At 58.9% G+C, this 20016-nt stretch carries 13 protein-coding genes; 12 read left to right on the plus strand and 1 reads right to left on the minus strand.

Annotation, left to right across the window (positions count from 1 at the left end; translation table 11 throughout):
* Positions 1–130: 130 nt before the first annotated feature.
* The 3 genes from dgt (at position 131) to ACUY1T_RS17345 (ending at position 5228) form a co-directional block, all read left to right on the plus strand.
* Complete coding sequence (gene dgt, locus ACUY1T_RS17335; RefSeq protein WP_446024826.1) at positions 131–1339, plus strand: dGTP triphosphohydrolase; 1209 nt, start codon at positions 131–133, stop codon at positions 1337–1339.
* 95 nt (positions 1340–1434) lie between these two features.
* Positions 1435–1923, plus strand: coding sequence for a hypothetical protein (locus ACUY1T_RS17340; RefSeq protein WP_446024827.1), 489 nt, complete (start codon positions 1435–1437; stop codon positions 1921–1923).
* Positions 1924–2048: 125 nt separating this feature from the next.
* Complete coding sequence (locus tag ACUY1T_RS17345) at positions 2049–5228, plus strand: ATP-binding protein (protein ID WP_446024828.1); 3180 nt, start codon at positions 2049–2051, stop codon at positions 5226–5228.
* Here ACUY1T_RS17345 and ACUY1T_RS17350 read toward each other — a convergent pair.
* Positions 5151–6896 carry an FAD-dependent oxidoreductase gene (locus tag ACUY1T_RS17350; RefSeq protein WP_446024829.1) on the minus strand — a complete coding sequence of 582 codons (1746 nt, stop codon included), beginning with the start codon at positions 6894–6896 and terminating at the stop codon, positions 5151–5153. The two genes, ACUY1T_RS17345 and ACUY1T_RS17350, sit on opposite strands and share 78 nt — an antisense overlap.
* Positions 6897–7059: 163 nt before the next feature.
* Between ACUY1T_RS17350 and ACUY1T_RS17355 the strand changes: the two genes are divergently transcribed.
* From ACUY1T_RS17355 to ACUY1T_RS17395, 9 genes are all read left to right on the plus strand, one after another.
* The gene (locus tag ACUY1T_RS17355) at positions 7060–7200 is read left to right on the plus strand and encodes a VapA/VapB family virulence-associated protein (protein ID WP_446024830.1); all 141 of its coding nucleotides are present in this window, start codon (positions 7060–7062) and stop codon (positions 7198–7200) included.
* A 152-nt stretch (positions 7201–7352) separates the two neighbouring features.
* A complete protein-coding gene (locus ACUY1T_RS17360) occupies positions 7353–8159 on the plus strand; it encodes a Stf0 family sulfotransferase (protein WP_446024831.1) in 807 nt (268 codons plus the stop codon).
* Between the two features lie 963 nt (positions 8160–9122).
* Complete coding sequence (locus ACUY1T_RS17365; protein ID WP_446024832.1) at positions 9123–11285, plus strand: type VI secretion system Vgr family protein; 2163 nt, start codon at positions 9123–9125, stop codon at positions 11283–11285.
* Positions 11282–14677, plus strand: coding sequence for a hypothetical protein (locus tag ACUY1T_RS17370; protein ID WP_446024833.1), 3396 nt, complete (start codon positions 11282–11284; stop codon positions 14675–14677). Before ACUY1T_RS17365 ends, ACUY1T_RS17370 begins: the two co-directional genes overlap by 4 nt.
* Entirely contained in the window at positions 14674–15744 is a 1071-nt protein-coding gene (locus ACUY1T_RS17375; RefSeq protein ID WP_446024834.1) for a hypothetical protein, read from the plus strand. Before ACUY1T_RS17370 ends, ACUY1T_RS17375 begins: the two co-directional genes overlap by 4 nt.
* On the plus strand, positions 15741–16811 hold the full coding sequence (locus ACUY1T_RS17380) for a hypothetical protein (protein ID WP_446024835.1): 1071 nt from the start codon (positions 15741–15743) through the stop codon (positions 16809–16811). The genes ACUY1T_RS17375 and ACUY1T_RS17380 overlap by 4 nt, the downstream gene beginning before the upstream one ends.
* A complete protein-coding gene (locus ACUY1T_RS17385; protein ID WP_446024836.1) occupies positions 16808–17860 on the plus strand; it encodes a hypothetical protein in 1053 nt (350 codons plus the stop codon). The genes ACUY1T_RS17380 and ACUY1T_RS17385 overlap by 4 nt, the downstream gene beginning before the upstream one ends.
* Before the next feature lie 138 nt (positions 17861–17998).
* The gene (locus ACUY1T_RS17390) at positions 17999–19198 is read left to right on the plus strand and encodes a WD40/YVTN/BNR-like repeat-containing protein (protein ID WP_446024837.1); all 1200 of its coding nucleotides are present in this window, start codon (positions 17999–18001) and stop codon (positions 19196–19198) included.
* Between the two features lie 77 nt (positions 19199–19275).
* Positions 19276–19998 carry a hypothetical protein gene (locus ACUY1T_RS17395; protein WP_446024838.1) on the plus strand — a complete coding sequence of 241 codons (723 nt, stop codon included), beginning with the start codon at positions 19276–19278 and terminating at the stop codon, positions 19996–19998.
* Positions 19999–20016 lie beyond the last annotated feature (18 nt).

The following is a 20016-nucleotide window of genomic DNA, read 5'->3' on the forward strand; positions in this document are numbered from 1 at the left end:
AGTCGACCCTGGAGTGGGGGAACTCCACTGCCTTCCAGCTGACGCTGTTACGCTGTCGCTACACGCCGCAGCTGAAGGCTACGTTATAAGCCAAGAACTTGCTTGGTCAATAAAATTAGAGTAAATAACTATGTATGACCGTGAATTAATTGAATATGCAAAAAACCAAGAAAGGCTAATATCTAAATTAGAGTATCGTGTTTATACATTCGAGGATAGTCGTGCAGAAAATAGAGATACCTTAATGCGAGACTATGCTCGTGTTCTCTATTCATCTTCTTTTAGACGTTTGCAAGGTAAAATGCAGCTTCTCGGCGTAGACGGAAGCAAATTTAACCGAAATCGACTGACTCATAGTTTAGAAGTCGCTCAAATTGCACGCTCAATTGCTTATAATTTGGATCTTAAGGATACCGTTGTAACAGAAACTGCTGCCTTGGCTCATGATATAGGTAATCCTCCTTTTGGACATTACGGGGAAGTTGTATTAAATGAATTGAGCTCAGATTGTGGTGGATATGAAGGAAATGCTCAAGCGTTTCGTATTTTACGGACGCTTGAAATAAAACATCATTCTTACACTGGTTTGAATCTTAATGTTCGTACCTTAATGGCTATAACCAAGTATTTTTATAACAAACAGCAAAATGATAAAAAATTCCTATATGACGATGATTTTTGTTTTTTAAGGGATGAGCTGGACAAGCATGATATTTTAATAAAGAAGAGCATAGATGCTGAAATCATGGACTTGGCTGATGAAATTGCTTATGCCGCACATGATTTGGAGGATGCATTAAGCTTTGGCATGATTAGTTTGGGCGAAATTGTGCATGAGTTTAAAGTAAGTGCGCGATTCCAGTCTGCGTACTCAGCAATTTCAAATATTGCACAAGAAGCGCAAACTGAAGCAATGCAAGCAAATAGAGCTGGTACTTCTGAAGAGTACGCAATTGTGCTTAAAAAGGAGTTGACTTCAAAAATAGTAAACACACTTTGTTCTGATATCGATTTAGTCGACGGTCGACTAGGTTACAAGCATTACGCTGATTTGGCAGAAGGTTTAAAAAAGCTTCTATTTAAAGCAATCTTGAGGAAAAAAGATGTTCAGTTATATGAGCGCCGCGGCGAGAAAATAATACGTGGGCTATTTGAGGTTTATTCGGATGGAAAATATAACAAGGGGAATATTTTGTTGCCGGCAGAGTTGCGTTCTCTCGATGACTGTAAGGCGCGATTAGTGACGGACTATATATCAGGAATGATGGATTCCTATGCTGCTCAGGAGTATGAGAAGTACTTTGGTAAAGGTAGTGCTGACAAGCTCTATTTTAAGTAATATCGTCTTATAACAAGGTGCTGCTACGAAAAATTAACTCGCTAGCGCTCCTGAATTTCTGTAGAGCGCGGTGTTAGCAATGCTAAGGAGTCCTAGTGCAAGATTTTATTTTGGAACCTTTTGCAGGTAAGTGGTTTGAATGGGCGCGCATAAATGAATGCTTCTGGCCAGGAGCAGGGGGGCGTTCAGAGAAGGTAGATCCTGAGCTAGGACCTGTACGGCTTAGCTCTGGAATTTATGTCATTGCTTGGGGCGATTCCTTAGGGGTGCCAAACCCTGCTGATGGTTACGTTCAATATATTGGAATGACAGATAATTTCAAAAATCGAATGGCCCAGTTCGCATCATCTGCCGGAATACATTACGACGGAAGGTATAATGGACATTCCGCAGCTTGGCGGTGGCCTGAGGCGAAGATCGAACAGATGAAGGTTGCGTTCTTTCCTCTGTATCAAGAGTTGGCGCCGCATCTAAAATCTGGTTTTTTATACTGGCAGGAGGCTCTTGCGATAGATGCCTTTTTTAAAGTGCATGGCGAGATGCCGCCGTTAAATGCCGGCGGTGGCGAAATCAAGTTTGACTAAGTTTTCTAACAATCGGCTGCGCAACAACCGATTTACCGCTGCTTTGTAGCTCCAAACAGGCACATAATTTGGGCGTTCGCTAACCATCCCTCTCATGCCCCATAAATGCAGGAAAACATCCACTAGTGATCATCCCCCAAGACGGGCGCTTGCGGCTGGATCGTGAGCGCTTGAAGCAGCATCGCAAGCGGCTGGGCCTGAGTCAGGAGGCGCTGGCCGAGTACTGTTTTGATCGGCGTTTGTGTGTCTCCATCGCTTCCATCAAGCGGGCGGAGAGTGGCAAGGCGGTGCTGTATCGTACCGCGCGCCATCTGGCCGAGATCTACGAGGTCGAGGTCGAGGAGCTGTCGGCGGAGGCTGAGGAGGCTGCCGTTGTCGCTTCCGATATCGAAGAGATGGAGCGCGCCCGCGTGCTGATCCAGCTGCACGCCGTGGCCGCCGATCCCTCGGCGCTGGCGAGCTGGGTGCAGCATTTCGGCGGCAGCCTGGAGGAAGGGGGCACGGCACTGTTCGGGCTGCCCCGGGCCTACCGCAGCGATGCGCAGCGCGGTCTGCTGTGTGCCGCCACCCTGGTGGAGCAGGGGGTGGCCCGTGGCGTTTATCTTCAGGCTGGCCACTGGCCTACGGATACGCCGCTTTCGATGTCGGGAGAGCAGAGCGGCGTCTGGGTCGAGCGTGGGGTGGCGGTGCAGTTGGCGGAGCGTTTCGTTTTCGATGACGAAGGCGGGGAGTGGCTGCACTATCGCCGTCCGCGGGACGAGGCGCACGAGGCCCGCTTCGATCTGGTGGGGCGCCGAGTGGAGCTGGGGCAGCTGCAAGCCATCCTGGAGAGTACCCGGGCCTACCAGGCCGGTCATCTCGTCTATATCCGCGGCGTGGCCGGCATCGGCAAGACTCGCCTCAGCGCGGAATTTGCCGAGATGGCCGCGGCCCATGCCGATCATCACCAGGCCGAGGTGCTGGATTTCGGCACCCGTGCCGATGAAGGCCCGCTGATGCAGCTCACGCGCTCGCTGCTGCAAACGTCCGGCGAGGCGCAGGGGGAGGCGAAGGGCGAGGCGCAGGGTGATGCAATAGACGAGGCGCAACTGCTTGCCCGCCTCTCGGCGCTACGTCTACCGGTGGATCATGCCATGCTGCTGCGTCCGTTGCTGGGGTTGGCCCAGCCGGAGGAGGCGCAGTCGCTCTATGCGGCCATGGCCCCCGCGACCCGCAGCCAGCGCTTGGTACAGGCGCTGCGCGACGTGCTCCTGGCACGCTCCATTCATCGCCCCCAACTGGTGGTGGTGGAGGACCTGCACTGGGCCGACGAGGCGCTGCTGGCCACCCTCACCGGGTTGCTGCAGGAGACCCAGGATGCGCCGGTGATCTGGCTGTTTACCTCGCGCCTGGAGCAGGACCCGCTGGAGACCCGCCTGCGGCCACAGCTGCCCGAGCTGCCGCTCACGCTGATCGAGCTGCCGCCGCTGCGCGCCCAGGAGGCCGAGGCCCTGGTAGCCAGCTTCGGCACGGTGCCCGCCGAGCATGCCGCCCGCTGCGTCACCCAGGCCCAGGGCAACCCGCTGTTCCTGACCCAGCTGCTGCTGTTTCACCCCCACCGCAGCTTGCCGGCCAGCCTCGCCAACCTGGTACAGACCAAGCTGGACCAGCTCACCGACCTGGATCGTCGGGCCATGTGCATCGCCGCCGTGATGGGGCAGCGCTTCTCCCTGGCCTCGCTGCAAGAGGTGTTGGGGCAGGCCGATTACCAGCCCGAACTGCCCCAGCGCTACAGCCTGGTTCGCCCGCTGGAAGAGGGCAGTTACCGCTTCGTGCATGACCTGATCCTGCAAGGGATCTACGAAGGCATTCCCAAGATACAGCGCGACCGCCTGCACCTGCGCCTGGCCGAACTCTACGGCGAGGCGGAACCGGGCCTGCGGGCGCGCCACCTTCATCGGGCGCGCTCGCTGGAGGCGCCGAATGCCTTCCTGCAGGCGGTGGCGGCGGAAATGGGCCGCTACCGGCACGAGGAAGCCCTGGCGCTGCTGAAGCAGTGCCGCTCCATCGACTATGCGCCTAAGGATGAGTACCGGCTGATGCTGCTGCAGGGCCAGGTGGCGATGGCCACCGGGCACATCCAGGCGGCGCGGGAGCACTTCGAGGCGGCCCGTGCGTTCGCCCGGGAGGAGGGGCAGCGCATCAGCGCCGACCTGTGGCTGGCCCGGGTGCTGAACATGCTCGATGCGCTGGCGGCGGAGGAGGCGATACTCGATGGCCTGCTGCCCCTGGCCGAAGCGCTGGAGGACCCCTTGCCCCTGGCCGAGGCGCTCTATCTCAAGGGCAACCTCTATTTCCCCCGGGGCGATTTCGCCACCAGCCGGGCCTATCACACCCGGGCCCTGGAGCAGGCCCGCCGTGGCGGCGGCGTGCGCACCGAGATCCAGGCCCTGAGCGGGCTTGGCGATGCGCACTATGCCGAGGGGCAGATGCGCAGCACCCTCGAGCTGTTCGACCACTGCGTAACGCTCTGTCGGACCCATGGCCACGCCGACCTGGAGGCCTCCAACTTGTTCATGCTGGGTACGGCGCGCATCTATGCCAACCAGACTGAGGCGGCGCTCGCCGACTGCTTCGATGCCGCCGAGCTGGGCAAGCGGGTCGGTAATCGGCGTGCCGAGGTGGTCGCACGGCTCACGGCGGGGTGGATTCTGATCTCCCAGGGCGACCCCCAGGCGGCGGACGAGCAGATTGAACAGGCGCTGACAGTGGCGCGTGGCCTGGGCTCGGGGCGCTTCGAGGCCTTCCTGCTGGAGAGTCGTGCCCGGGTCGAGCTGATCACCGGGCGGCTGGCCGAGGCGCGGGCCAGCATCGAGCGTGCCTGGCAGCTGGTCGAACAGCATGGGCTGAAGGCCTTTATCGGCCCTTGGGTGCTGGGCACCCGGGCACTGCTGGAAGAGGAGCCCGAGGCTCGCTTGGCGACGCTACAACAGGGCGAAGCGCTGCTGGATGCCGGCTGCGTGGGGCACAACGGCTATCGCTTCCTGATCGCGGCGGCGGAGGTCAGCCTGCTCGACCAGCGTCCCGACGCGGCGCGTCATTATGCCCAGCGCCTGACCCAACTGATGGCGGCGGAGCCCTGTGCCTGGGGCGAGCACCACCGCGCCCTGATCGAGGCCCACGCCGACTGGCTGGAGAGCGGGCAGGCGGGCGGCGACAAGGGCAGCGAGGCGAGCACCCTGGAAGCCCTACGGGCGTGCTGGCACCGTGGCGAAGCCGCTGGCCTGGTGATGACGCTGCCTCGCCTTGCTGCCAGTCGACGCTAACCGCAGGGGACCCTCGATCCGACGCTCCGGTGCCGTCAGCAGCAGGGCGACGAGGTGCTCCGATTGCTCCAGGCACTGCTCCTGCAGGCCGGCACCGCGAGTCCAGCCGCCGGCGAACAGCAGCGGGCAACCATCCTGATGGCCCTCGAAGCGCCGCCGGGCAGTGCTCTGGTTATAGCGCTCGATCTCCGCTTGCGCCTCCAGGCAGTTGGCATCCAGCACATTGTGCTTGAACAGGGTCCAGGCCTTGGCCTCCAGGGCGCTGTCCAGTGGCGGCAGCCGGTCCCGGTAGCCTGCCTCGCCGGATGCGGTGTTCGCCAGCGCTACGGGCGCGTCCAGGGGAGAGGACTGCCGCTCGAGCATCTCGCTGCGGGGAATCCGGTTGAGGTCATCCACCAGGGAGACGAAGTACTGCGGCAGGCCTGCCTGGTTGTAGGCGGGGTTCTCCGCATCGTTCTGGTGGCGGTTCGCCACGTAGTCGATACGGTAGGGGAAGAAGGTGTCCTCGGGGTTGCGCACCTCGATGTTGTAGGTGCGCCACAGGTTGCGATTGGGCGGCAGGCGGGCGGCGGCTGTGTGGCAAACGCTGAAGCTGCGGGTATAGCGCACCTTGCCGAGGATATGCCGCAGCTCCCGTTGGGTGTCGCTCAGGCCGTTACCGAACGTCAGCAGCGGCAGGGCGTCTTCGGCATGGGTGGCCATGATCAGCAGGTCGGCGTCCCAGCGGCGGTCGCCGGGAGCACACTCCGTCAGTGTTACGCCCTGGGTCGAGAGGCTGGCCTCCACCTCGATACCGCGCAGGATCTGAACGCGGGGGCCCGGTGTATTCGGGTTGGTGACATGTGCGGCCAGGGCTTCCAGCCAGTGCTGGGCGCCATGCTCGAAGTAGCGGCGGTCCGGGGGCGAGCCGCCTTCCTGAATGCGGTAATACTCGAAGGGGGCCTGGAGCGGCATGCCGCCCGGGCCGCGATCGTCGGCGAAATACATGGCCGAGATGCGGGGGTAGTAGATGGTCTGGCGGATACGCTCCAGCCGCGACGGCAGCTCCGGGTCCTGCCAGTCGATGGAGACGCTTAAACGTTCCGCCGCCGCGGCCAGCATATCGGCGGGGGCGGCGATACAGGCATCGAAGAAGTCATCCACCGTATAGCGCGGCGTAACGCGGTGATTCTCCACCAGGGCGATGGCGCTTTGGTGAACCACGGGGATCAATAGTGCCAGCCGGCCGCCATCGACCTTGCTCAACTCATGGGCCGGGTCGCTGACGCCACGGAACAGGTCCTTGTCATCGGTCAGGGCGATGCTTCCATCACGGCTGAAATAGCTCTCGGTATTCTCCAGCGGCTTCATGCGTTCCAGCTCACCGATCTCGCCGAGTATCGTGCGCAGGCGGTGGTAGGTCGCCAGGTTGACGTCATTGACCCCCAGGTCGGCCCAGCGGCGGTAGGGCGAGTCGGGCTTTCCCGGATAGCGCCGACAGCCCAGGTCGACCCACACCGTCTCGGCATTGCCGCCCAGGGTGGCCTTGCGCTCGAAGATGGTGACCTCGAGCTGCCGGGCCGCCTCGTGCCCCAGCTTCTGGCAGCCGAGTTTTTGCAGATAGTAGGCCAGCGACAGGCCGGAAACCCCGCCGCCGATGATGGCGATCCGTAGCGGTGCATGGTCCATGGTGGCGCCCCCCATTCGTTATTTTCATAAGAATCCACCAGGAGGATGTTGCGACCAAGGGGGTGAGGCGAGGTGATACCGAAGTGATCCGTTACGCTTGGCAGGGCTGATACCGGCGTTCGTGGTGATACCGAGCTGATGCGGTCAGCACCCCCGCGATACCGTGAGCTTCGAGTTCCAGGCCACGCCGGTCTACCTGAGCATCCTGTACTTCGACAGCCACAGCAACCTGCTGGGCCACTTCCAGTCGGGGGCTGTCTCCATCGTCACCGGCGTCGGCGGTGGTAAGGGTAGCTGGCACTGAGCGATCACTTGGGTTTCAGTAGGCCAACACCGGGGGCGCTTAGGCGCCCCCGAATCATGTGATTGGGGATCACTAGGGAAGATGCGAATTATCATCCATACTGCGGGGCAGGGGCTGTAGCGTCTATCTGTCTTGCATATGGAGGTGATCCAATGCATCTATATGAAGAACAATTTTCAGAAAGTCATGACTACCCAAGAGTGGAAGCCCCTTCCAAGGTGTTGATTATCGCATCCACGGGAAGGTGCGGCAGTCATATGCTTGGACATGCATTACATGAAACCAACAGATTTGGTTTCCCACTGGAGTATGCGAACCCTGCAAATCTTTTGGAATGGAAGAGGCGACTAAAAAAAGAGGATTTGCAAGCGGTTATGGCGGAAATAAAGCGACGAAGGACATCGCCTAACGGCGTGTTTGGAATAAAGCTTCATTATCCGCACATCAAGCTGTTTGGTGGTTTCGATAATGTAGCCAGGTGTTTTCCAAACGCGTATTACATTCTCTTGTCGAGAAAGGATCTATTGAAGCAAGCCGTGTCACTGTCGATAGCCAGCCAGACGGGGGTGTGGATTGCTGGCCAAAAGGCGGTAAGCGATGATCCGCACTATGATTTCGCCCATATTGACAAATGCCTTCGCGAGACCATTTTGAACAACGCCTCGTGGAGGTACACGTTAGCTGCTAACGGCTGTAATTACATCGAAATGAACTTTGATGATGTTCGTCATGATCTCGTTCGATCGATAAATGATATAGCAAATTTTATGGGCGTAGAGATCGATCCGATTGAAATACCCTGCGAACCAGTCACAAAAAAGCAGAGTGACCTTAGAAACGCAGAATGGGAGAAGAGATTCATCTCCGACTTCAATGCATCTAGTGAGCTTTTGAGTAATGCAGGACCAAGCATCATCAAGAAAATTGAGGGCAAGGTCAAAAGGATGCTATCTGCGTAACAAGACGCTTAGGACGCCAACCCGCTGCTCGGCTTGTCGCAGTGTGCTTTGTGTTTGCGTTTGCGTTTGCGCATAAGAGGTTCCTGTCTGCCCGGAAGCGTTCCTCCTGGTTTACCGTCGATACTTCGCATGAAATTGCTAGCAAGGCCATGCGCGCGACAAGCGCGTGCTGGCAACGTTATAGGTCAGCATCAATATGCATTTAGTTTTAGGATTAAAGACAAAGCCATTTTTAGTCAGTGTTTTGGGGTGGGTTTGCTTCCCAAGCATGTACTTGCTGGTTGGTATCTTTACCGCACTGGGGTTATCTGTTGAGACTTCGTTTATGATCGCCTCGCCGGCTGGTATCTTGGGGTTATGCTGCTGGGTGTGTGCTCTCCTAATCAGCATACAGTTGTTGGTTAAAGGTCAGAATATAGTCTCTTCTTTTGCTGGGCTTGTAACGAGCTTTATCCCCCTGGCTGTTATGGGCATCGCATTTTGGGTGGCCACAAACAGAGGTGTGTGAACCTCTTAACTCGGCCAAGCACTGCGACAGTTTTTTGTTGCGGCTCCGTTTCCACTGCAAAGCTGCTCTTGTTGGCAACGTTAAACCATTATGCCGGGCAGTTTGTCTAATATTTTCTTAGCCCCCGAGCCAGACTTCCTGACTTGGGGGCTCTTGGTTTTTATTCCATCATAACTTCGCCACCAGCGTCATGCCCGCCTTTGGTCGGTTAGGCCGTTGGGCAGTTAGGCCACGTCTTTTCTCGCCACGCCGTTGGCGCCTTGGCGCCAACGGCGCAGGGGCAGCCCCCGAGACCAGCCAGGGAGCTGTCCGCCTCATTTGTAAGCTATCTCTTACATCAGAATCGGCGATGTGCCACAGAAACCCGCCGCTGCGATTGGTATGCTCTCTGCGCGAGGAATTGCGATTCCCCTAATTAACCAATAAAAGCAGCATCTTTCACGCAGGGAGGCATCATGGCCGATGCAAGCGGATGGCAATTCACCCTGGCCTTGGCCGGGGCCGACGACCTGGCGGTGGTCGAGTTCACTCACCGCGAGGAGCTCTCCGCGCCCTTCGAGCTGACGGTACACTTCGCCAGCCGCGACGGCAGCCTCTCCGCCACCGACATCCTCGACCGCGAAGCCACCCTGACGATCTGGCAGGAGGGCGAGGCGCTGCGCCGCGTCCATGGCATCGTCAGCGAGTTCGGCCGTGGCGATCGCGGCCACCGCCGCACCTTCTATCACGTGAAGATCCAGCCCGCGCTGTGGCGCCTGGGGCTGCGCCACAACTCGCGCATCTTCCAGGAGGTCTCGCCGCTCACCGTACTCAATACCCTGTGCGACGAACACGGCCTCACCGATGTCGCCTTCGCCGCCACCCGCGAACCCGAGACGCGGGAGTACTGCGTTCAGTACCGGGAGCATGATCTCGCCTTCGTCCAGCGCCTGGCCGCCGAAGAGGGTCTGTTCTACTTCCACGAGTTCTTCGAAACAGGCTTCGAGACGGGCGGTGAGACACCCCGCGCCGCTCATCGCTTGGTCTTCGCCGACGCGCCCCAGGTGCTCACCCACCTGGGCCAGCGCAGCTACCACGGCCGCGCCGGCGGTACACCGCCGTCCCGCCACGTGCGCAAGCTCCAGCAGTTCGCCCGAGTCGCCCCGGCATCCACCACGCTCAAGGACTACTCGTTCAAGCGCCCGGCCTACGGCCAGTTGCACGACCACCTCGCCGACGGGCTGGAGGCACACGCCCAGCGCGTCGACTACGAACACTACGACTACCCCGGCCGCTACAAGCGCGACGCCTCCGGCCAGGCCTTCACCCGCATTCGCCTCGAAGCGCTGCGCCAGAGTGCCAGCACCGCCGACGCCGAAAGCGACCTGCCCGAGCTGGCCCCGGGCGTGCGCTTCACCCTGACCGACCACGACCTCGATGAGCTCAACCAGGATTGGCAGGTGCTCGGCGTGGTCCACTACGGCAAGCAGCCCCAGGCCCTGGAAGAGGACGGTATCGTCCAAAGCCAGACCGAGGGCGGGAACAGTGGCGGCATGACCACGTACCACAACGACCTCGTGCTCATGCCCGCCGACCTGGCCTGGCGCCCCAAGGCCAACCCCAGGCCCCGGGTCGACGGCCCCCAGGTCGCCTTCGTCGTCGGGCCCGAAGGCGAAGAGATCTACTGCGACGAGCACGGCCGGGTCAAGGTGCAGTTCCCCTGGGATCGTTATGCCGAACCCAACGAAACGGCGAGCGCCTGGCTCCGGGTCAGTCAGGACTGGGCCGGCGGCGGCTACGGCAGCCTCGCCATCCCGCGGATCGGCCATGAAGTTTTAGTCAGCTACCTGGAAGGCGATCCCGATCAGCCGCTGATCACCGGGCGCATCTACAACGCCGTCAACACCCCGCCCTATGAACTCCCGGCCAACAAGACCCGCACCGTCATCCGCACCCAGAGCCATCAGGGCGAAGGCTTCAACGAACTGCGCCTGGAAGACCAGGCCGGCCAGGAGCAGATCTGGCTCCACGCCCAGAAAGACCTGGAACTGCTGACCAACAACGACCGCACCGAAGAGATCGGCAACGACAGCCACCTCACCGTGCATCGACACCGCATCAGCGAGATCCACGCCGACGACCACCTCACCGTGCACGGCCAGCGCCACCTCCAGGTCGACGGCGACGACCACCTCATCGTCGGCGCCACGCGCCACGAGAAGACCGCCCGCGCCCAGCTCGTCGAAGCCGGGCAGGAAGTGCACCACAAAGCTGGTAGCAAGACCGTGATCGACGCCGGCGCCGAGATCACCCTCAAGGCTGGCGGCAGCTTCCTCAAGCTCGACCCCAGCGGCATCACCATCGTCGGCGCCCAGGTCAAGATCAACTCCGGTGGCAGCCCCGGCTCGGGGAGCGGGCAGGGGGCGGCGGCGCCCGAGCTGCCTCGGCGTGCTGAAGGGGAAGAGCATTCTCGTATCGCCTTCTCGGGCAACGGGCCCAGTCAGCAGGCCCAACTGGTCGAGGCGGAAGGGCTGGGAGAGCGAGCGTTTCTCGTCGACGTCACCAGCGGCGGGCAGGATGGTCAGCAGGTTCGGCTACGTAAGGCACGAACTCGGACGAATGGGGAGCAGAAGGGATGAGCGAAGCCGATCTCAAGGAACTGCAGGACGAAGACGTCGACCTCGGCGTGCGCCGCCGTGCCGAGTACGAAGATGAGGAAGACGGCACCCTGGCACTGGTCATTCCCAAGCGGGAAGGCAGCGGTGAGATCGAGATACCGTTGCTGGAGCATGCCAGAACCGTTTTCGAGCGCACTGATGGCAGCCTGCAGGACAACACCTTGCTGGCCGTTCGCCCCCTGGCGGAAATCGGGCGCAATCGCCCCGTTCAGCAGCGTGGAGTCACCACCTATACCGGGCTCGCCAACGGCATGCTGCGCCCGGGGTACCTCTACGTATTCTTCGACAATCGTCTGTGGCGCGAACTCGAGGTCGGCCCCGACGGCAAGCTCAGCGACGTCGATCTCATGCACTATCGCGAGCAAGCCGAGGGCGGCGACACGCCCAACGAGCGTGCCAGCGAAGGCGAATGGCTCGACGACCTCCTGCTGCCGGCCATGCTGCAAGGGCAGGCCACTCTGCATCGGGTGCGCCTCGCCTACAGTGAGATCGCCTGGAGCTGGCCTTACATCACTTGGCTCGAAGCCAACCCCGGCCGGCTCGAAGTGCGCACCACCGCCGTTGGCCACGTCCATGCCGTGATTTTCGATACGTCAGGCCAGCTCTCCATGCAGACCGGCTTCCCCGCCGGTCGTGTGGCCGACCAGCCGGCGCTGCGCGAGCGCGACCTTGGCATCGAGCTGATGCTCCAAGCGCCCGACGCCTTCACCGCCGACTTTACCGCCCCGGCAGACGATGAACTGTGCGCCAAGCTCAAGGCCCTGTGGGAACAGGCAGGGGAAACCGACCGGGCTGCCACCCTGGCGCTGGAGTGCGAGGCCGGCGATGACCTGCTTGCCGACATTCGTGACAACCCCGGCATCGTCGCTGTGTCATTGCCGGACCCTCTGTTTACGCTGCGACATGCCCTGGCACAGATCCACCTCGCCGAACACTACCTGGATGGCCTCGACAGCCGGCTGGCTGAGAACCCCCTGGGCCACTCGGCCAAGCTGATTCGCCAGGCCCTGTTCACCGCGCCTAGCGGTGGCGAAGCGAATCCGCTTGCCGAGTATCGTGGTGCCATCGACTCAACCAAGCTCGATGCCACCTTGGAGCAGGCAGAACGCAACGCCGCGCTTACGGTTCTGCGCACACAGCTCGACGCTCTTGAGCGCCTGGCCAGCCAGGGCCAGCTCACCGCTGTACTGCGGGACTTCACCAGCCATCATGAACTGGGTATCTGCGAAGGCTACGCCCTGTGTGGCGACCTGTACGGCGTACTGCAACAGCTTCCCGGGGTGCTGCAAGACCAGGGTGATACCCGCCAGGAAGCCCGTACCCGACAGCTCCTCAAGAGGCTGCTAACCGACAGCGAGCTGCAAGCGCTCTGGAGTGCCGACGAAACCGAGGCCGCTGAAGCAACGGATGACGACGACACCAACGATGGCAGCGGCAACTTCCGCCCAGCGTTTCTGCGCCGGCTTGCCCAGGACGACCGCGTCATTGACGAAGCCCTAGCCGAGAGTCTGGGGCTGGAGACCCTGGGGCTGATTGCACGGAATCTGACTGAGCAGGAACAAGCGCAACAGAATGAAGTGCTCAGCCTGAACAATGCCGGCAAGGTGAGCGGTTTGGTCAACACCGTAGTGGGGCAATGGAGCCAGGCCGTGCTGCGGGTAGCAGAGCGGATAGGCGACGACGTGGAAGTGATTCACATGCGCCGTGTGTTCACCGCCGTTGGCACCCATGCCAACCTGGTCGACGGTTCCTTGAGGGGCGAGCTACAAGTCATGCATCGAAGCGATGTCGACCTGAGCCGCTACGTCATCATCGGTGTGCATGGGGATGGTATCGAATGGGGATTGACCGACCGCGACCGCACCAGTGGCGTGCTCCAGACCCAGCGAGACTACCTGTACGCCGAGCAGGTGGATCCCAGGGGCAACGTGCAAGCCTCGACCAGCCCGAAACGCATGTCGTCTGAAGTAGACGACGCTATCCGTCAGGTCGCCGGCCATGTTCTGGTGTACGTTCTCCCTGCCGGCCACCCCGAAGCCGCGAAGGTAGCGCAACTCCGTCTGACCAAGCTTGCCGGTCAGGTTAAAGTGGTGATAGATGGCCCTGCGGTGTCGAGACTGTTGGTGGGGTTTGCGATCTACAATGTAACTAGCGAAATTGCGGGATTCAATAAAGCCAAAAGTGAAGGCCAAGTAATACTTCAGTATGCAAAGTTCCTCAGTGCACTAGCAGACCTTAGCGCTGCATCAATGAAACTTCATACAGTTTTGAATCCAAATGCAGCCACTATGATTGGGAACTTTATCCAACGCCCTTTGTTTGATATGAAAAGCTGGCCTTTGATTGGGGCTAGGTTAACAAAAGTTGGAGCTAGTACGATTGTTCGAACTATGGGTTTGTTCAATTTTATAGCAGGGCTCGCTACCGTTGGTGTTAGTTCATGGGATCTTCGCAACAGCTTGCAGCGAGGCGACCGTGACGCCACTTTGGGCCACAGTATAGCTGTTGCGGGTGGGGTACTGTTCCTCGCTGCCCCCTTGATGGCGGGACTGGTAATGATTCCCGGCTGGGGCTGGGCGTTGCTGGGCCTTGGGCTGGCCATTGGTGGTACCAGCTACGCGGCAATGAGTGAAGACACCCCCTTCGAAAAACTGCTCAAGCAGGGCCCCTTGGGTACCCATCCCGTTGGAGCAATGACAGAGGCTGACGATACCGTTTACTACCCCCAGCTGTTGACACAGCTGAGCCCGGCCCAGATCGAAGTGTCGCGCTACGGCAGTTTGGGTGCGGGCGAGCGCCAGGCATTACTGGAAAGCGTTTGGGAATCAACCACTGTTACCCCCAGCAGCCGAGACTATGTGATAACGATCAGCACGCCGCTGATCAGCCGCTACAAGATTGGCGAGACGTTGAAACTGGCTGTACAGGAGCTGGAACAGACCGATACCGGCACCATCACCCCGCTTGGCACCTATGAACAGCTATCTCATATCACTAGGGCGCCGGAACCGTTCGAGATTGGTAAGCGCCAGTTGCTGCCGCAGCAAAGTGCGGTACGCTTTCTGGTCAAGCGCAAAGTGGCGGAGGAGAGCTTCCAGATGGGTGGCACCAGCGTGACCTCCACGGCCCGCCTGCGTATCGCCCTGCAGGCGAGAATCGATTGGGAGCTGGGCGAGATGGTATTGCCCACTCCCATGCTGAAAGAGTACGAGCCATTTGTTGAAGGCCAGCATGACGCACTGCCAGCCCGGTCGCATCGCACGGTGAATAACCCGATTGTCGATTTCATCAGATCCTTTACAGGGTATTCACAGGACCCCCGTTACTGGTACATCAAGGAATTCCAGGTATGAAAGAGGCAAGCTCCTCCCATTATGACGCCGGTGCTTACCGTGCCGGGGCCATTCCTTCCATGCCTGCGTCGCCTAAGAAGCGGGAGCGTATTGGTGAGGAGCTACTGCCCTTCGGCAACTATGCCGGCATCGACCCCTATCAGCAGCTCTGTGAGGATGCCGAGTTCGTTCAGCATCAGGATCGTCAGGACAAGGTATTCTACGAAACGGATGACTGGTGGTGGGATCATCAGCGGATTCGCTTTTTGAAAAGTCAGTTGGGTTTTTCTGTCGTATTGATAGCATTTCCTGTGTTGTATTTTTTTTTCCTTATAGCATTTCCTTTTTTTCTAGCTGTAGGGCTCACGGACGTACTGTATGAATGGAATGATTTATTGGCTACGGTAGTGATAGTCTTGATACTGGTCGTTGGATTTCTTGGTGCTATGATTACTACTGTATACACGACGCAGCCCGTTTTTAATGGTTTAATGAAGGTTGCCGGATTTGCTCTTTCACCCTTCCGTAAATGGTTTTCTAATCGCGCTAACCGCTACATGGAAAACCGCTGCAGCGAATTTAACCGTCAGACCGGAATGGTGAGCTTCGCCCAAGGCAAGAAGAAGCCGCCGCTGAAGGCGCCTTTCGTCGAGTTCGATGGCTACGTGGAGCGGGTGGTGCAGCGTGGCGGTATCTTCTATCGGCTGATGTTCGTGCATCGCTATACCGGCAAGCAGTTCAGCCAGACCTCACTCAGCGCCATCGTCGATCACAAGCATGAGGTACACGCCACGTGGGACATGCTGCAGCGTTACATGGACGTGAGCCAGCCCATGCCCGACGTGCCGCGCTTGGAGCCCTTCCGACATCTCGACCCCACCACTGCCGAGCATGACCGCCAAACCGGCCGAAATCCACGCTACTGGCGCGATCTGGATCTGGAGACCTGGAAGGCGGACGAGGGCGCCGCTCACCTCAAGGCGCAGATCGACTACCCCTGGTCCCGCCAGCGCTGCCAGCTCACCCCGCAGCTTGGCAAGGTAGAGATGTCGACCTACAAGGAACAGCTAAAGGCTGCGGTAGCATGAGGGAAGCCAGCTCCTTCTGCTATGGCCCCGGTGCCTATCGTGCAAGTGCCATTGCTGCGATGCCGGCAGCGCCGAAAAAGCGCGAGCGTATCGGTGAGGAACTGCTGCCCTTTGGCGACTACGCCGGCATCGATCCTTATCAGCAACTCTGGGAGGATGCCGAGTTCGTTCAGCATCGGGAAAGTCAGGACAAGGCGTTCTACGATACGGATAATTGGTGGTGGGATCATCAGCGTATTTGTTTTTTGAAAAGTCAGTTGGGGCTTTCTGTTTTGTTGATGGCGTTTCCGTTTGTATATTTTTGTTTTCTAGTTGCCTTGCCATTTTATTTTTCTGGAGTGGCTTTGGATTATGTTTATGATTACAATTCACTGATTGCCATTATAGTTTTTTTGATAGTGGCAGGAGGGGGGTTGGTGCTAGCGATAGTGATGGCGGCATATACAACGCAGTCTGTTTTTAATTTTATAGCTAGGTCGGTAACTTTTCTGCTAAAACCTTTTCATAAGCGAATTGAAAGACGCGCTAATCGCTACATGGAAAACCGCTGCAGCGAATTCAATCGCCAAACCGGAATGGTAAGCTTCGCCCAAGGCAAGAAGAAGCCGCCTCTGAAGGCGCCTTTCGTCGAGTTCGATGGCTATGTGGAACGGGTGGTGCAGCGTGGCGGTATCTTCTATCGGCTGATGTTCGTGCATCGCTATACCGGCAAGCAGTTCAGCCAGACCTCACTCAGCGCCATCGTCGATCACAAGCATGAGGTGCACGCCACGTGGGACATGCTGCAACGCTACATGGACATGAGCCAGCCCATGCCCGACGTGCCGCGCCTGGAGCCCTTCCGACATCTAGACCCCACCACTGCCGAGCATGACCGGCAAACAGGGCGTGATCCACGCTATTGGCGCGATCTGGATCTGGAGGCCTGGAAAGCAGGCGAGGGTGCGGCTCACCTCAAGGCGCAGATCGACTACCCCTGGTCCCGCCAGCGCTGCCAGCTAACCCCGCAGCTTGGCAAGGTGGAGATGTCGACCTACAAGGAACAGCTGAAGGCTGCAATGGCATGAGGGAAGCCAGCTCCTTCTGCTATGGCCCCGGTGCCTATCGTGCAAGTGGCATTGCTGCGATGCCGGCAGCGCCGAAGAAGCGCGAGCGTATTGGTGAGGAGCTGCTGCCCTTTGGCGACTACGCCGATATCGACCCCTATCAGCAACTCTGCGAGGATGCCGAGCTCGTTCAACAACAGGATCGTCAGGATAAAGCGTTCTACGAAACGGATGATTGGTGGTGGGATCATCGACACATAAAGTTTTTGAGTAAAAGCACAGGGGTGTCGCTAGGTATAATGTTGGTACCATATTTCTGTGCTTTTCTTTTGTTTGGCGCTGTTTTTTACTTATCTGTCCGAATTGCAATGCACCTTGAGTCTGTTAATTTTATTTTGGCAATATTTGCCATGCTGAGCTCGGCAGTGCTTGGCTTTTACTTGTTTGGCACGATTGGCCCAAAGCTGACTAATTGGGTGGTAATTAATTTGGCTAAAGTTATAGGGCGGGGTGGGCTTGCCAAACATGGTAATAGCTACATGGAAAACCGATGCAGTGAGTTCAACCGCCAAACCGGGGTGGTAAGCTTCGCCCAAGGCAAGAAGAAACCGCCGCTGAAGGCGCCTTTCGTCGAGTTCGATGGCTATGTGGAACGGGTGGTGCAGCGTGGCGGTATCTTTTATCGGCTGATGTTCGTGCATCGCTATACCGGCAAGCAGTTCAGCCAGACCTCACTCAGCGCCATCGTCGATCACAAGCATGAGGTGCACGCCACGTGGGACGTGCTGCAACGCTACATGGACGTGAGCCAGCCCATGCCCGACGTGCCGCGCCTGGAGCCCTTCCGTCATCTCGACCCCACCACCGCCGAGCACGACCGGCAAACAGGGCGTGATCCACGCTATTGGCGGGATCTGGATCTGGAGGCCTGGAAAGCAGGCGAGGGCGCCGCTCACCTCAAGGCGCAGATCGACTACCCCTGGTCCCGCCAGCGCTGCCAGCTAACCCCGCAGCTTGGCAAGGTGGAGATGTCGATCTACAAGGAACAGCTGAAGGCCGCAGTGGCATGAGGGAAGCCAGCTCCTTCTGCTATGGCCCCGCTGTTTACCGGCTCGGGGCCGTGATTTCTATACAGCATTCAAAATGCTTGGTGGACTTCATGACGCCCAGCGATAGGGTTCGTCAACACTGCTACCAAGGGATGTGAAATGGCCCGGCGATGGGTTGTCATTTCGTTGTTGCTTCTTCTGACTGTGGGCTATGTCGTGGGGGGCAGCGGAATGTGGGATAGGGTTAGCAATGACTTCATGAAGGAAGATAAGCCCTATAGGCCGGGGGATTTTCGTATACGTGACGGTCAGGTGCTTTCCATGAAGCTGACTAACCCTGAAATCACATTTAAGCCCCGAGAAGAGCGAAGCGACCCAAACAGGGCTGAACCAAGCGAGCCTTGGATGATGGATGTAGGTGAGTTCGCCAATCGACGCTCGGTGCGTATCTTGGGTGGCAACCTGGAGGGCGAAATCTCTCGGCACTTCAAGGAGCCCGCTCAGCGGACCGATTGGTGGCTGGCGCCGGATTGGAGCACCCTTTATCTGGCTACCGGTTGGTCGGATCGTACGATGGAGATACCATCAGGGAGGCGCTACCTTCCTGAGATCACCCAGCTTTTCAAGTCCACTGACCAAGGCCAAGAGTGGGAAAAGCTTCGCTGGCCAGAGGATCAAAACATTACCTTCCTGCGCTTTCTCGATCCTCAGCGCGGCTATCTGATCGGCTGGGGGCCAAGAGTCTGGCGTACGAGGGATGGTGGTGAACATTGGGATGAGCTGCCGGTGCCCGAAGACTCCCGCAATCCGGAGAATCCTCGCCAGCAGTTCGACTTGGTAGCGCTTGGCCAGGACAACGTGATGCGCATGGCTTTCTATGACCACGCCGCCGACGTCAGCCGCATCTATGCGCTGTCTTGGGGAGAGGACATTCCCCAGCAAGCCTTCACTATCCCTGGCCATGTCGTAATGGATATCGCTGCCAATACGGAAAGCAATGTCTACGTGCTTGCTACTCGGGGGGCTCCCTACTTCTCGCTTCCCTCGGAGGAGCGAGACGCGCCTCGACCAAGCGTCGTATGGCGCTGGAATGACGACAGCTTGGATAAGCTGCACGAGTTTCCGCCCGAGTTGAAAGGCTATGCACTGTATCTAACCCCTAGCGGTGGGCTCCTGTTCGACGGCGTCAATGAATCCACTCTGCTGGGTAATGATGTTGTCGCAGTTAGTTACGATGGGGGAGGGAGCTGGAAAATTCAAAATGAGGGGCGCAGTGCCCAGGGGGGATATTACGACGTCCAAACCGGGACCCGTTGGCGAGTGACAGGATACTCGCTCTACCAACGAGAGATTCCCTGAGCTTGCGGTAGCCATCTCAAAGGCTTCCTAATTCTTGGCCAGCTTGAGTTATTTCCTTTGGCTCGGGAAGACACCTGTTGTCTTCCCTGGCGGTAGCGTGGCAAGCCAGCCGTTACGGCGATCTGCCCGAACTCGCCTGGCACACCTACGGCAGCGGCCACCTGCACGGTCTCAGCGCTCCCGGGCTGGGCCTCGAACTTGCCCTCGAACCCGACGTCCTGCACCGTGAAACCCAACGCCGCCTGAGCAGCGCTGATCAGCCCCAACCGCTGATTCTCGAGCGTGGCTATACCGAATTTGGCCAACTGGACCGTCTCAGCCTGCGCGGCCCCGGCAGCGCCAAAAGCGAGCAGCACTACCGCTACGACGCCCTCGGCCGGCTCAGCTTCCGCAGCCAGGGCAGTGCCAGCCCGGTCATCGCCTATAGCTACGACGCGGCAGGCCGTCTGATCGCCAGTCAGCACGGCGACCGTGCCCACCGCTACCCGGTGGACGCCGCCGGCAACCGCCTCGAAGGCCAAGCCAGCGCTCAGCCCGACAACCGCCTGACCCAGCTCGACGGTGCACGCTATCGTCACGACGGCGCCGGCAACCTGATCGAGCGCGAGACTTCCAACGGCGAGCGGCTCAGCCTCGGCTACGACGGCGCCAACCGCCTGGTACGGTTTGAAGTGACCCCCTCCAGAGCTGCACAGGCTATAGTGCATCCATCAGGAGGACGAAATGAGCAACGAACCCACCGTCAAACGCTGGACCGCCAAGCGCAAAGCCGCTGTGGTCATGGACATTTTCAAGGGTAAGACCACGGTCGCCGAAGT

Source organism: Billgrantia sp. Q4P2 (assembly GCF_052806135.1).